Genomic DNA, 13,374 nt, shown 5'->3' on the forward strand with positions numbered 1-13,374 from the left:
GAAAGGGTGCATGCAGCATATCCTGGATTCGGCCGTGGACGCCATCAGCACGGTGGTCCTGGGCAAGAGGGAGCAGATCAGGCTGGCCCTGACCTGTTTCCTGGCCCGGGGGCATTTGCTCATTGAGGATCTGCCCGGCATCGGCAAAACAACCCTGGCCCAGAGTCTGGCCAGGGTTTTTGGCCTGGAGTTTTCCCGTATTCAGTTCACTGCGGATCTTCTGCCCGGGGATATCCTGGGGGTGTCCGTGTACGAGCAAAACGCGGGTCTTTTCACCTTTCATCCCGGACCCGTGTTCACCCAGGTTCTTCTGGCCGACGAAATCAATCGAGCCACACCCAAGACCCAGTCTGCCCTGCTTGAGGCCATGGAAGAGGGGCAGATCACAGTGGAGGGCCAAACCCGGTCCCTCAAATCCCCGTTTTTCGTCATTGCCACCCAGAATCCCCTGGAACAGGCAGGAACCTTTGCCCTGCCCGAATCCCAGAAGGATCGGTTTCTTTTTCGTCTGGCCATGGGCTATCCCGATGCCCAGGCGGAACAGACCCTTCTCAGGCAGGACGCCGCAACAACACGGCCGATGCACCTTGAACCGGTTATTGACGCGGCAACACTCCTGCATCTGCAACACCGGGTGGATGAGGTCCATGTTTCAGATATCCTGATCAGCTATATCCGGTCCATTCTGGAGGCCAGCAGGACCAGCGACCGTTTTCTGGCCGGACTCTCTCCCCGGGCCGGTCTGGCCCTGCTGCGGGGAGCCAAGGCCTGGGCCTTTGTCCAGGGCCGGGAGTATGTCATGCCCGAGGATATCCAGGATGTTTTCCCCTTTGTGGCCATTCACCGGTTGTCCCCGGCCTCGGGGCAGGGTGCTGTGGGGGTTGAGGAAGTCAGCGAACTTCTTGATTCTGTTCCGGTTCCCCTATGAACTCCCCTCCTGGCATCCGCTACTGGTTGGACAGGCGGCCTCGGGTCGAGCTGCCCGTTGTTCTTGATGGCCGGCACATCTTCATTCTTCCCACCAAATGTGGGCTTTTGTTTGCCCTCCTGCTCATCGCCCTGCTCGTGGGCTCCCTCAATTACACCAACAACCTCGGTTTGTTTTTGACCTTTCTTTTGGCCAGCATGGGTTTTGTCTCCATCTTTCATGCCCATGCCCAGCTGCGCGGGCTCCACATAACCAGGGTGGAGGCCGACGAGGTGTTTGCTCCTGCTCCTTTGATCCTGCATGTGCATTGCCGGTCCCGGTTTCGTCAGGTGCACGACATCCGAATCACCTTGGCCGGAGAGCCGCTTTTTCCCCGTAGCGTGGATCTGCACCCGGGAAAGACTCGGGTAGTCAAGGTCGTTGGCAAGGGAAGACCCCGGGGAATCCATCCCCTGCCCCCCATGGTCATCTCCACAACCTATCCTCTGGGACTCTTTCGGGCCTGGTCCACGGTGGCCGTCAGGAAAACCTGTGCGGTCTTTCCCGAACCATCCGGACCTGTCACGCTGGTATCCCAGAAAACGTCCGGCCATGTCGGCAGGGATCAGGGCATGGGCAGGCAGCCTGGAAGCGATGATTTCCAGGGACTCAGACCGTATGTTCCCGGTGATCCCCTGCAGCGGGTTGCCTGGAAGGCATCCTCCCGGGGAACCGGGCTGCTGACCAAGGAGTTTGTCACCGGTTCCAGGCGTCATGTGGGCCTTTGTTGGGATGATGTAGCAGGATCGGATGAAGAACGTCTTGCAAAACTTTGCGCCATGGTTCTGGCTGCTGACAAACAAGGGGTTCCCTATTGGCTGGAACTCCCAGGGCATGTTTCGGACGTGGATCAGGGGCCGGATCACCGGCATGAGTGCCTGATGCGTCTTGCCTCGTATGGAATGGACGCAGGGGGTGAAGGATGACGATAAAAGACCTGCGGACCGATAATCTGATTCTCGTCCTGCTGGCGGTGGTTTTTGCGCCCCATGTGGTTCGGGTTCCCGTGTGGATCAGCGTGTTGTGCGGCTTGTCCTGGATGGGTGCGTTTTTCATGCGTCGCAAGGGGATGGGGTTCCTTTCCCGGCGGGTGATGGTGGGACTGGCTCTGGGGTGCACGGCCGGTGCGGCCTTGAGTTTTGCCGGCGCTCCAAGCCGTGATGCCGGGGTGGGGCTTCTTTGCCTGATGCTCGCTCTGAAACCCCTTGAGACGCGAACCCATCGGGACAGGATGGTCACGGTCCTTTTGGCCTATTTTCTGATCCTGACCAATGTTCTCTATTCCCAGTCCCTGGCCATGGCCGGTTACATGATCATGTGCGTGATTCTGGCGACCATGGTGCAGATGAGGATCAACCATGTGGAAGGGCAGACCCGAGAACATCTCAAAAAAACCTGTGTGCTCCTTGGGCAGGCCCTGCCTCTGGCCCTGGTGCTTTTTGTGCTGTTCCCCCGCCTTTCAGGAAGTTTGTGGGGGGTCAGAACGCCGCAGACAACCGGGGTGACCGGTCTTTCCGATGTGATGGAGCCCGGGCGGATCAGTTCTTTGGCCCGGGACCGGGGCGTTGCCTTCCGGGTCCGTTTTGAGGGCGATCTCATGCCCTCCAGGGGTTCCCTGTACTGGAGAGTGCTTGTGCTTTCCCGGTTTGATGGCCGAAGCTGGACGCAGGGCCAGGCCGTTCCCGGACCAGGCCGGGCAGGGGATCTGGTAGCAGACACCATGGTCCGGTACACGATCACGGCCGAACCATCGGATCAGAAATGGATGTACGCCCTTGATTTTCCTTTGAAAGCACCCCCGGGCGTGGTCCTGACGCAGGATCTGACCCTGAAGGCGCCAGCAAAGATTGCAACGCGGTTGCGGTATTCCCTTGTCTCATGTCCGGACTGCCCGAATCGGGTGACCGGCGATGTGGATGCACTGCTTGATCTGCCTGCATTTGGGGGAGAACAGGCCCGGGATCTGGCACGGTCATGGAGAACAACCGGTGACACTGATCGTGAGATCGTGGACAAGGCCCTGGATTATTTGGGAACCAACGGATTTTTCTACACATTGAATCCGCCCCTTCTGGCCACGGATGATCCCGTGGATGATTTTCTGTTCAACGTGCGCAAGGGATATTGTGAGCACTTTGCCTCGGCCTTCTCCTTTCTGATGCGTGCGGCAGGTATCCCGGCAAGGGTTGTGGTGGGGTATCAGGGGGGAGAACCCAATCCCGTGGGAGAGTATCTCATTGTCCGCCAGTCCGATGCCCATGCCTGGTCCGAGGTCTGGCTGGAGGATGCAGGCTGGACCCGCATTGATCCCACGGCAGTGGTTTCTCCCTTGCGTATTGAGCAGGGTGCTCAGGCCCTGGTCGGCCGGGCGGGGGACACCCTGTTCGGGACGCCGACCCTGGGAGCCCTTGGCCGGGTCTGGAATCATGTGCGCCTCAACTGGGATGCCCTGAACAATGTCTGGAACCAGTGGGTCCTTGACTACAGCGCTGCGCGGCAGAGCCGCCTGTTCCAATTGCTGGGCCTTGTCCGGTCCTGGAAGGGAATACCCATGGGCATTCTGCTGAGCGTGGCGGCCCTGTTCGGGTTCGGAGCGGGATTGTTCCTTTATCTGGCAAGGCCTGTGCGCCGGGACCAGGACAGGGTTGCCGTGATCTATGAACGTTTTTTGAAGAAGACATCGGCGTGGCCCAATGAAGGGGGATTGCCTCCCGTGTCATACATGACGGAGCTCATGCACAGGAATCCGGACCGCAGCCGGGAAATTGGCGCCATCAGGGATCTGTACGTGGCATTGCGTTATGCTCCTCCTGAGAAGAGGCAAAAGGATCAAGTGCATGCCTTCGGAAAAAAGGTAAGTGAGTTCAAACGGTTGAAACGAAACAATTGAGATAGTCCTTTTCCTGCACCGGCAGGGAGTCAGGGCTTAATAGATTTTGCGTTTGGAAAATCCCTTGCCAATGACGTTCAAGGTGTTTTCAAGGATGACAAAGGCATGGGCATCCACCGAGAAGACAATCTCCTCAAGGGCCTTGATCTGGAGCGTATTGACCACGGTCATGATGATTTTTTTGGGGGCGTGGGAATAGGCCCCGCGGCCGTAGAGAATGGTCGCTCCCCGGCGGAGATGATTGTTGACCTGTTTGACGATTTCATCGGGTTTTGACGAAATGATGAGAATCAGCTTGCGCTGGTTGAACAGACTGAGAATGTAGTCCGTGACCTGGGCCGAGATGAATACCGCGGTGAGGGAGTAGAGCACCTTGTCGGTATCCAGGGTGGCAAAGGCCGCTGCAAACACCAGGGCATTGGCCATGAATCCGATCTGGCCGATGCGAAGTCCGAATTTCTGGTTCAGCCAGATGGCAATGATATCCGTTCCGCCCGTGGATCCCAGGGACCGGAAGCAGATGCCAAGGCCCACGCCCGCCACGCATCCAAAGGACAGGGCGGCCAGAAAGGCGTCATGGATGGGCATGGTGATGTGAACGATCTCCAGAAGAACGGAGACCATGATGGCCCCGTACATGCTGTACCAAAAGAACCTTCGGCTGATGGTGAAATATCCCAGGGCAAAGATGGGGATGTTGAAGATAAACAGCCAGATGCCCGGTGTGATCACGGGAAACAGATAGTACAGCAGGATGCCGAGCCCGGAAAACCCACCGGTCACAAATCCGTGCGGGATGGCAATTCCATTGATTGCTGTGGCCAGCAACAGGGCGCCAAGGGTGAGCAAAAAAAGATTCCATGGAATGGAATAGCTTATGTCCCTGTAAGAGGTTCCTGTGAAAGGTATGTGTGGCATGGTTTGCATAGCGGTCTACCTGCAAGGAAAAAGTGGTTTTGAAATGGCGCGGCACGTTGCCGGAGGGCGCTGCTCGCACCAACCCGGGTTCTTGTCAACAAGAATTTACGGGCAGGGGCGTGAAGGCAACCCTCCCCCTGCACAGGCAGGAGATACATGATCCTCAGGATGTCGAGGCCATATGTTCCTGGACATGTTTCATATAAACCCTTTGAAGATGTGAGGACCGTGTTGCCATGTAAAAAGCCCCGCCACAAGACGGGGCTTTTTACATGAAGAACGGGACAGGAATCTTCCGGCAGAGCATGGATTTGCTAGAAGCCCATGTCCTCGTTGATCAGGACCACCTTGATCCGTTTGGGGGGGAAGGATTTTTCCGTGATGGTCCAGGTGTTACAGATGCGGTCCGGACTTTTGCATTCCTGGCAAAAGGACGTCTTGGCGCACGGTGTCTTCTTGGCAAGGCGCATGGCATTGACCGGGGCCACATAGTTCTTGATCCGGTACATGGCTTCGTCCACATCGGTGACGATTTTGTTTCTGCCGGACAGAACAATCACGTTGGTGGGACCAAAGGTGAGGGCGCCCACACGGTTGCCGATCATGTCCAGGTTGACCAGCTTGCCGTCCAGGGTGATGGCGTTGGTGCCGGTGAAAAAGAGGTCCGCAAGCAGGGCCTGGCGGCGACGTTCATAAGCGTCCTCCTTGGACAGGTTTTTGGCGTAGGTGTCGATGATCTCCAGATCATCCCGGTCCTTGAGGGATTCATACAGACCGGTGTCTTTGAACGTCATGGACCCGCCCCAGGAGAGGACCTTTGCCCCGGTTCGGGGGAGGATGGTTTCAATGACCAGGGTTTGGGCCTCCTTGGCCGTGGCAGCGGTGAAGACCTCGAAATTGTTTTTTTCCAGGGCCTCGGCCGTATCCTGCAGGCGCAGGCTCCAGAAGGTGTCGATGGGATTGTGCATGGTTGAACTCCGTTATTGTAAGTTCGAAAGGTTAATGTTTACGGGTTGAGGGGACGCGGTGCACAGGGAACAACCTGTTGCCGCCCGGACGTGTCGTTATGTTCGGTTGTCGTCGGGGGATATGTGGCGTTTATTTTTCCATCCAGATGATGGATGCCTGTCTGCCGCAAACCTTGTTTCTTCGGTAGGAAAAGAACCATTGGGACATGGAGTGGGTGCACAGGTCAAGACCGAAAATGTTGCTGGGCAGCAGGCCTGCCTCAAGGAGTTGATGACGGGTGAGCTGCCAGAGATTCATTGTTTGGGTTGCGGGATCAAAATACCTGGAAAAGGCCTGACCCCACTCCGTGGAAAATTTGGTGAACTCGCTGGCCGCCGGGGAAAGGCTGGGTCCGCGGACGGCCAGAATTTCCCGGGGTTCGAGCCCGTAGGCATTGCAAAAGGCGACCACAGCTTTGCAGGGGAAGTTCTGGCGATTGCCCTTCCATCCACAATGGATGGCAGCAATGTATTTTCCGGAAGTATGGGCCAAGAGGATGGGCTGGCAATCGGCCGTCTTGATGACCAAGCCCACGCGGGGTTCCCGGGTGGCGAGGCCATCGCCGGGTTGTTCCGTCCCCTGGATGACGTCATCCAAGGGATCAATGACCATGTCGCAGCCGTGCACCTGCCTGAGTTCGCACCACCGGGTAAAGCCCAGTTCCCGGCGAAGACGGTGGCGGTTGGCAAGAACCCTTTCTTGTTTGTCACCCACTTCAAAAGAGATGTTGCTTTCCGCAAAAGGACCTGTACTGGCGCCCTGCATCCGGGTGCCAAAGGCGCAGCGAATGAAGGGGAGATGGGGAAAGGTAAAGGGAATGTAGGGGATCATGGCGTTACTTGTGGTTTATGATATTTGTAGAATAAAATTCGCAGAACATGGGAGAGTACGCAGTGCATAGTATAGTACACAGTGCACAGTACGCAGTTCGCAGAGTAGAATCCATTGCTCCAATCCAATACGAATATTCAATTTTTGGGTATGCAAAACATCAGAAGCGTTTAAACATATCTGTTTGACTCAACACCACAAAGCAAACAACAGACCTCCTCAATTTCAAGAGGAAGTATCAGATTAAATAGAAACTACTTCAAAACAAAATACTCTGTGCACTGTGTACTGCGCACTGTGTGCTCATTGAGCACAGTGTTTATTCTGTGATACCCTCATCTTCCGTCACAACCATATCCACCGGCTTGTCCCACGGGTCATGGGGGAGCTGGTCCATGATCTGGCAGGCAAAGGCCAGACCGATGATCAAAGCTTTGTCCATGGGGTGGCGGGCAAAAAATCGGTCGTAGTAGCCGCCTCCGTAGCCGATGCGAAAGCCGTGTCGGTCAAATCCCACGCCCGGCACAAGGACGATGTCGGCACTGGGTTCGCGCATGAGCAGACATTGGTCCGGGTCGGGTTCCGGGATGTTGTAGGCCCCGGGGACCAGTTGATCCTTGTTCCTGACCTGGAAAAAATCCATACACCCGGGTTCTTGTTTGCGACAGCAGGGCAAGAACACCTGCACATGGCGACGCATGCAATCCTCGAAAAAGGGCCAGGTATCCACCTCGCCGTTGACCGGAAGATACAGGAGCATGGACCTGGCATGCTGCCATGCCTCAAGGCGGGTGATCCTGCGGAGGATGCGTTCGTTGGCCGCTAACCTGGCATCTCTGGACATGGCCTTGCGGCATTGAAGAAGTCGGGAACGGATGGTTGATTTGTCCATGGCAAGTGGCGTAAGGGATCAATGGTTGGCATGTCTGACTGCCCTGGTGGCTGGTCCGTGGCGGACATGGAGATTCGTCAGGCGAGCATTCCTGTCCGGTCAGTCGGCAGAGCATGATGGTGAACTGAAAAAACAACAACGCATGTGAATATGGACAAGGGACGACCATATGCGCGGACACAAAGGAGCAAGTCCATGGATACCGGGAAAATTTGGATCGCCCTGGGCGACATTCACGAAAATCTGACGTACCTGCCCGGGATCTCCCAGCTTGACAGAGCCCAGCATGTCCTGATCTCGGGGGATCTTACCAATTGTGGAGACAGAAGAAAAGCCGCAGGGATCATCAACAAAATCAAGGAGTACAACCTCCGTGTGCTGGCCCAGATCGGAAATATGGACCTGGCCGATGTGGATCGGTTTTTCACGGAACAGGGGATAAATACCCATGGGCGGGCCGTGGACCTGGGATACGGTGTCTGGCTCATCGGTCTGGGGTATTCCCTGCCCACGCCCTTTCATACTCCGTCTGAACAAACAGAAGAGGTCTTCAAGGAGTGGCTGGATCAGGCCCATGCCTCCTGTGGCGAGTACGAGCATCTGATCCTCATGTCCCATAATCCGCCCATGGACACGGCCACGGACAAAATCACCTCCGGAATGCATGTGGGCAGCCGATCGGTTCGGGATTTTATTGCACGGGTGCAGCCTGATGTCTGCATAACCGGGCACATCCATGAATCCAGGGGCATGGATCGTATTGGTGATACCGTCATTGTCAATCCGGGAAGTTTTGCCGCTGGCGGGTATGTGCTTGTGGAAAAGCATGAGGGGGACATGCAGGTTCGATTGGAACAGGCTGTCCAGCAAACAGAATAACCAGCAGGAGCACCATGAAACTGTATTCGTGGAATGTGAACGGAATCAGGGCGGCCATGAAAAAGGGGTTCTGGGATTGGTTTCGCCAGGCCGACGCCGATGTGGTGGGCATTCAGGAAACCAAGGCCAGGGAAGATCAGCTTGAGCCCCAGGAGCGATCCCCTGAAGGGTATGATGCCATCTGGAATGCCTCCAAGGTCAAGAAAGGGTATTCGGGCACGGCCTGTCTGTACCGCATCAAGCCCCTTTCGGTGAGCACCGGGTTTCCGGATGGCAGCTTCAAGGGAGAAGGGCGGCTCATTCTCCTTGAATATCCCGGATTCTATCTTTTTAACATCTATTTTCCCAACGGGCAGTCCAGTGAGGAGCGTCTGGAGTTCAAAATGGGCTATTACGACGCCTTTCTCGCCTATGCCCAGGAACTGAGGAAGACCAAGCCCATTGTGGTGTTCGGAGATTTCAACACCGCCCACAAGGAGATTGACCTGAAAAATCCCAAGGCCAACGCCAAACGGTCCGGGTTTCTTCCTTGCGAGCGGGCCTGGATCGATCGGTTCATCCAGCACGGGTATGTGGATACCTTTCGCATGTTCAACCAGGAGCCGGGGCATTATTCGTGGTGGAGCTACCGGTTCAATGCCCGCAAGAACAATGCAGGATGGCGGATTGATTACTTTTTCGTGTCCGAGGAACTGCGGGACAAGGTCAAGAGGGCCTGGATCGAACCCCAGGTCATGGGGTCGGACCATTGTCCCATTGGTCTGGAGTTGGACGTGACCTAGGTATATACTTTTTCTTCATGCGTGGCTGGTCCATGGTGCGGTTGCATCATGGACCTTTTTTTGGCTCGAACGGCAGGAAAAAGCTCCCGGTCACCCAGGGGCCATCAGGACATCCACTGCAGCAGGAAAAAAAGCATGGTGCCCAGAAACGCAAACAGCAAACAGGGAGGCACCAGCCTTCTCCAGGTGGCGGCCAGTTCGGTATGAAAGAACTGGCAGGTAAGGATGAAACAGATGTGGATGGGGGAGATCATCACCCCGGTGAATCCGGCAAAGGAGGCCAGGACGATATAGGGAATCATCTGGCCTTGCATGCCAAGGGTGTTTAAAAGCCCCAGAAGAAGGGGAAAGGTCGAGCCCACAAAGGCCACGTTGATGCCGGCAATGGCCCCGACCAGAAAGGGGAGAAAGACTGATGCCGCGAACAGGGCCGCATCTCCGCCGGCGGCCCGGGCCATGGCCTCGACAACCTGCGCGGCTTCCATGATTTCCTTGAAGATGAAGACCGAGGCCACCACCAGGAGCATGTCCCGAAGGCTTTTCTTGGTCAGGACCTGGATGAGGAAGGCCCGGCCGAGATGGTTCTGGACCATGATGCATGCCACGGATGCAATGAGGGCGGTGATCACGCCCAGCTCAAAGGGTACCTTCGGAGCCATGATGGGGATGAGACTTTCAAGGCCCACAGCGCCGACAATGGCTACCAGAAGCGGAAGCCCCTGTACAAGGACCCTGCTCGGTGAGCGGTGTGTGTCCCGGGCAAAGGAGGAATGGGCATCCACCTTGAGAACGCCCGGGCGCAAAAAGAAGATCCATCCCGCACCAAGCATGAATATAATGGCCGGCCAGGTGCGGGAAATCAGGGCGCCAATGGGGATGTCCGCCAGGGCCACGGTCAGGATGACTCCCGGATACAGGGGCCACCCAAGCTCCCAGATGTGGCGGAACCAGTAGTTGATCAGGGCCTTGTCCCGGCTGGAAATATGCAGATCCTCGGACACGGTTCCCACCATGGGGGCGGAGAAAACAGCCCCGCCGGGCATGGGCAAAAGGCCGATAAGGGCGGGAAAGAAGATCAGTCGAAGCCGTGGGCTGGTCAGATAGCCGGCAAGAGCATCCATGAGCCGTTTGGACTGGCCGGAACGTTCCAGTGCGTCCGAGAGCATGAGGATCAGACCGACAATGGCCACCAGAAAGAGAAATTTGTCTCCCACAAGGGCCCTGGCTCCTGCCTGGCCGATGGTCATGGGAGCGATCCCGAAGAGAAGCCCCAGGACGATCCCTCCGGTCAGGATGGATACTCCCAGGGACAGTTTGAAGCGCATGCCGGCCAGCATGACGGCAAATGCAAGCAGAACCTTGGCAAAGGGGATGATGGGGGCGATTGTGTCCATGTTTTTCCCGGTTTTGTGGTGAACAAGACAGGACGAGGTATCCCTTTTGGAAGCAAAAGAAAATATCCAAAAACAGGCAACATGGTCCGAATTGGGGAAAGATACGGGTATGTGTTCCCGGGAAAGCGGGCATGTTGCCTGTTTTTCGGGTTGTTTTCCGAAAGGATCCCGATCCTGAACCGGGCAGCCGGGCGTCCACGCTTTTGGGAACGCCATTCTCCCTGCTAGGTGATGATGTGGCGAACCCCGCAGCAGTCCTTGTCCCCATGGCCCGCCGCACTGGCCTCTTGAAACATGTTCAGGACCGTTTTCATGGTCGGGATGTCCATGGACCATGAATCAGCCATTTCGCATCCCAGGCGGACATCTTTGAGGGCCAGGTCCAGGCCGAATCGACTTCTGTCATCCTCTGCCGCGATCCAGGGTCCGCGCACATCCAGCTGAAAGCTTCGGGCTCCGGTATCCTGGAGCAGTTCAATGGCTTTCTCCATGTCCAGGCCCGCCTTGTGCAGCACCTGCAGTCCCTCGCACAGGACCACCAGATTGGCCATGCCGATCATGTTGCTCACAAGTTTGATGGCGCAGGCCGCATCCACGGTTCCCAGGTAGTGGACCGGAGAGCCCATGACCGGCCACAGGGCAGCAAGACGTTCAAAGCACGCCTTGCTGCCGCCTATGAACATGGGTTCCTGGGCTTTTGCCGCATGGTCAGGCGTTTTTCCCAGGGTGCATTGTAAAAATTCGATTTCCTGCCGGAGGGCTGCTGCTTCCAGCCGGTGGGAGGTACCGGGATCAATAGTGCTCATGTCAATATATATGGATCCGGGGGCCATGCTGGCCAACAAGCCCTTGGGACCCGTCATGACGGTTTCCACGTCCCGTGGCAGGGGAAGGCAGGTGAGCACCACCTCACACGGGGCCAGGTCCCGGAGATTGCGGGTTCTGGACGCCGAAGGGGCGGCAGGTGGGGTGGAATGATCTCGTCTTTGAAATATGATCACGTCATGGCCGGCTCTGGCAAGATTGCCGGCAATGGGTCCTCCCATTTTGCCTGTTCCGATGCATCCTATGCGCATTGCTCCTTCCTCCTGGTTTGTCTGCGAATGTTCCTTGAAGTGGGGTGATTGGTGGGAGCAGGTAAGCAAGGCGGGTGCCATGAAGATGGGGCTTCCTGATGTCTGTCATTCATGTCGGGCATCTTTTTTGCTTGGCCGTTTCCCCTGGCGCTCGTTCCCCTGTTGGCCACGCGATTCAAGGCCCTGCGGGAGAATTCCCCTTTTTTGCAGAACACTAGAAGGAGCTTGACATGAAGGTCATTGATTTTCGCTTCCGTCCCAATACCCAGGCCACCATTGACGGTTTCACGAACAGTACCATGTTCAAGGGAATGTTCGAAAAGATCGATCTCTCGCACATGAAGGCGCAGACCGTGCCCGAAGTTGTGGAAGATCTGAAGAAGCACAATGTGGTCAAGGCCGTGATTACCGGCCGTGATTGTGAGTCCACCTATGATGCCGCATCCAATAACGCGGGCGTGGTCGACTTTGTTCAGAGTTTTCCGGAGATATTTCTCGGGTTTGTGGGCCTTGACCCCCACAAGGGCATGAAGGCCGTTGGCGAACTTCAGGAGAGCGTGGAATCCTTGGGCATGCACGGCGCTTCCATTGATCCCTATCTGGCCAGGATTCCTGCCAATGATGCCAGATATTATCCCCTGTATGCCAAGTGCTGCGAGCTGGGCGTACCCATGGTCATTTCCACAGGTCCTGCCACCCTGGTGCCCAATGCGGTTATGGAACATGCCGCACCCCGGTATATTGATTATGTGGCCCGTGATTTTCCGGATCTCAAAATCATCATCAGCCATGGCGGCTACCCCTGGGTCAACGAGGCCATTATTGTTACCGAACGAAATCGCAACGTGTACATGGAACTTTCCGAGTACGAACACCATCCGGGAGCCGAGGCCTATGTCCAGGCGGCCAACACGATCATTCCGGACAAGATCCTCTTTGCCAGTGCCCATCCGGGCGTGGATTTCAGGCAGGCCATGAATCTGTATAACGAACTCCCCTTTGCCGCCAATGTGCGCGAGAATATCATGTACAACAATGCAGCCAGGGTTCTGGGGCTCTGATTCCAGCAATAATGATTCCCCGAGGCGAGCATTCGTCATTGTCAGGCCGGGAGCTCATGGGAGTTCCCGGTTTTTTGTTGTCCTGACGGCTGCAGGCATGCTGTTGTCAGAAACCGGTGCGGCCTTGGGCCGCGTACGTGCTGCAACCCATGGGAAAAACAGACCGGATTTCGGGACATCCCCGCGTCCGCATGGTCATCTTTGCCCGCAGGTACGGGGTGTGACGGGAGTAAAAATTTTGATATTCCCTTTATTTCAGGTGGGATATGGCGTTATGTCTCCAGGATGTGAAATGTGTTGCGCTCTGGCCGCGAACCCCTTAAGGCTACATGCTCGTTGCATAGGGGCAACGGGCTGTGCGCAAATGCAATGCTTTTCGGGGTGCGCGAATGCGTGACAGGGCTGGGCATGCGTATGATTCCCGGATTTGTGTTGCATGGGTGCACGGATGTTCGTGGTTGAATGCACGGTTTGGGGGCCCATCTTTCCCCGGATCAATCACGATCTTGCGTTTTTTTTCTCAATCTCCCGGCAATGCAAGTACTTGTCGTGCTGGCATTTGTCTTGCTAGCTCGCCAGACATTGTTTTGATATGTTGCAAATTTCACAAGAAATGAGCTCCATTTGCAAGACTTCACGTACAGCCACGTATCCGCAAAGCACAAGATGGTATCGA

Annotated in this window: 12 protein-coding genes; 6 read left to right on the forward strand and 6 right to left on the reverse strand. The window is 56.2% G+C overall.

What is annotated here, in order from left to right; translation table 11 throughout:
- Positions 1–10: 10 nt before the first annotated feature.
- From DPF_RS04575 to DPF_RS04585, 3 genes are read left to right on the forward strand one after another with little or no spacing between them, the layout of a single operon-like run.
- The gene (locus tag DPF_RS04575) at positions 11–928 is read left to right on the forward strand and encodes an AAA family ATPase (RefSeq protein WP_069857684.1); all 918 of its coding nucleotides are present in this window, start codon (positions 11–13) and stop codon (positions 926–928) included.
- Positions 925–1,893, forward strand: a complete 969-nt coding sequence (locus tag DPF_RS04580) for a DUF58 domain-containing protein (RefSeq protein ID WP_069857685.1) — start codon at positions 925–927, stop codon at positions 1,891–1,893. Before DPF_RS04575 ends, DPF_RS04580 begins: the two co-directional genes overlap by 4 nt.
- Entirely contained in the window at positions 1,890–3,857 is a 1,968-nt protein-coding gene (locus DPF_RS04585; RefSeq protein ID WP_069857686.1) for a transglutaminase TgpA family protein, read from the forward strand. The genes DPF_RS04580 and DPF_RS04585 overlap by 4 nt, the downstream gene beginning before the upstream one ends.
- Before the next feature lie 36 nt (positions 3,858–3,893).
- Here the strand turns inward: DPF_RS04585 and DPF_RS04590 are convergent, their stop codons facing one another.
- The 4 genes from DPF_RS04590 to DPF_RS04605 all read right to left on the reverse strand — a co-directional run bounded on the left by DPF_RS04590 (position 3,894) and on the right by DPF_RS04605 (position 7,506).
- Entirely contained in the window at positions 3,894–4,775 is an 882-nt protein-coding gene (locus tag DPF_RS04590) for a YitT family protein (protein WP_069857741.1), read from the reverse strand.
- A 314-nt stretch (positions 4,776–5,089) separates the two neighbouring features.
- On the reverse strand, positions 5,090–5,743 hold the full coding sequence (locus DPF_RS04595; protein WP_069857687.1) for a lactate utilization protein: 654 nt from the start codon (positions 5,741–5,743) through the stop codon (positions 5,090–5,092).
- 130 nt (positions 5,744–5,873) lie between these two features.
- A complete protein-coding gene (locus DPF_RS04600; protein WP_069857688.1) occupies positions 5,874–6,614 on the reverse strand; it encodes a purine nucleoside phosphorylase YfiH/LACC1 family protein in 741 nt (246 codons plus the stop codon).
- 319 nt (positions 6,615–6,933) lie between these two features.
- Positions 6,934–7,506, reverse strand: coding sequence for a 5-formyltetrahydrofolate cyclo-ligase (locus tag DPF_RS04605; protein WP_069857689.1), 573 nt, complete (start codon positions 7,504–7,506; stop codon positions 6,934–6,936).
- A 195-nt stretch (positions 7,507–7,701) separates the two neighbouring features.
- Between DPF_RS04605 and DPF_RS04610 the strand changes: the two genes are divergently transcribed.
- Positions 7,702–8,385, forward strand: a complete 684-nt coding sequence (locus tag DPF_RS04610; protein WP_083254468.1) for a metallophosphoesterase family protein — start codon at positions 7,702–7,704, stop codon at positions 8,383–8,385.
- A gap of 14 nt (positions 8,386–8,399) precedes the next feature.
- Positions 8,400–9,167 (forward strand): exodeoxyribonuclease III, encoded by a 768-nt coding sequence (locus DPF_RS04615; RefSeq protein ID WP_069857691.1) that lies wholly within the window; start codon positions 8,400–8,402, stop codon positions 9,165–9,167.
- Positions 9,168–9,271: 104 nt separating this feature from the next.
- Here DPF_RS04615 and DPF_RS04620 read toward each other — a convergent pair whose 3' ends face one another.
- Both DPF_RS04620 and DPF_RS04625 read right to left on the reverse strand, forming a co-directional pair.
- Entirely contained in the window at positions 9,272–10,561 is a 1,290-nt protein-coding gene (locus DPF_RS04620; protein WP_069857742.1) for a DUF401 family protein, read from the reverse strand.
- 224 nt (positions 10,562–10,785) lie between these two features.
- A complete protein-coding gene (locus DPF_RS04625; protein WP_069857692.1) occupies positions 10,786–11,637 on the reverse strand; it encodes an NAD(P)-dependent oxidoreductase in 852 nt (283 codons plus the stop codon).
- A 230-nt stretch (positions 11,638–11,867) separates the two neighbouring features.
- Here DPF_RS04625 and DPF_RS04630 point away from each other — a divergent pair, with 230 nt between their 5' ends.
- Positions 11,868–12,698, forward strand: coding sequence for an amidohydrolase family protein (locus tag DPF_RS04630; protein ID WP_069857693.1), 831 nt, complete (start codon positions 11,868–11,870; stop codon positions 12,696–12,698).
- Positions 12,699–13,374: the final 676 nt, after the last annotated feature.

Source organism: Desulfoplanes formicivorans (assembly GCF_001748225.1).
Classification (GTDB): domain Bacteria; phylum Desulfobacterota; class Desulfovibrionia; order Desulfovibrionales; family Desulfomicrobiaceae; genus Desulfoplanes; species Desulfoplanes formicivorans.